Source organism: Winogradskyella psychrotolerans RS-3 (genome assembly GCF_000427335.1).
GTDB classification, from domain to species: domain Bacteria; phylum Bacteroidota; class Bacteroidia; order Flavobacteriales; family Flavobacteriaceae; genus Winogradskyella; species Winogradskyella psychrotolerans.
On record NZ_ATMR01000070.1, the window covers coordinates 1 to 998 of the forward strand.

1 protein-coding gene is annotated in these 998 nt (G+C 39.3%); it reads left to right on the plus strand.

The window, feature by feature from the left end; genetic code table 11:
* A partial coding sequence (locus ADIWIN_RS04935; protein ID WP_040756582.1) for an FIDD domain-containing protein occupies nt 1-998 on the plus strand: 998 nt, incomplete at both ends.

Below are 998 nucleotides of genomic sequence, written 5' to 3' on the forward strand. Positions count from 1 at the left end.
GGACAATGATGGTATTGGGGTGTTTACACTTACGGATGCCGATAATGAAATTACTGGAGGAGCCTCAGGATTAGAGGTAACCTATCACGAAACAGAAATTAATGCAGAAAATGGAGTAAATGCTATAGACACTACCGTTAATTATAACAACATAGTACAAGGTGAACAAACCTTATATGCCCGAGTAGAAAGTCCAACGATAGCGACAGACTGTGCTACAATTGTAGTGTTAAGGTTAATCGTAGAGCCAACACCACAATTAATCGCGCCAACAGCACTCGAAGCTTGTGATGATATCTCAGCAGATGGCTTTGCTAGTTTTGATTTAACCACTAAAGCAACAGAAGTATTGAACGGTCAAGACCCAAGCCAATATATTCTGAGCTATTACGAGAGTGAAGCGAATGCCGAAGCAGCCAATAACCCTATAAACAATCCGCTCGCTTATACCAATACAGATGATTTTAATCAAATTATTTGGATACGTGTAGAGGACAATACCACAGTAGAAGGCTGTTATAAAATCACAAGTTTAGAGTTAATCGTCAACCCATTACCTGTATTAGTAACACCAGCACCATTAGAGTTGTGTGATGTTAATAATCCAGGAGATGAGCAAGAAGGCTTTACCTTAGAAGAGGCTAATGAAGAGATTTTAAATGGCCAAACAGGTATTAGCTTAACCTACTATGAGACACAATTGGATGCCGACAATGCAACAAATCCAATTGCAAGTCCATATGTAAACACAAGTAATGCACAGACTATTTTTGTAAGAGCAGAAAATGATGTCACAGGTTGTTATAATACGGTGACTGTAACTTTACGAGTGGACCCAATTCCTTCACCAGAATCAGATCCAACACCAATAGAAGTTTGTGATGATGATAATGATGGTTTTGCAGAATTCGATTTAACACAGCGCACCGTAGAAATCACTAATGGTGAACCAAATGTAGCAATTAGCTATCACGAGACGCAGACCGATGCAGAGAATG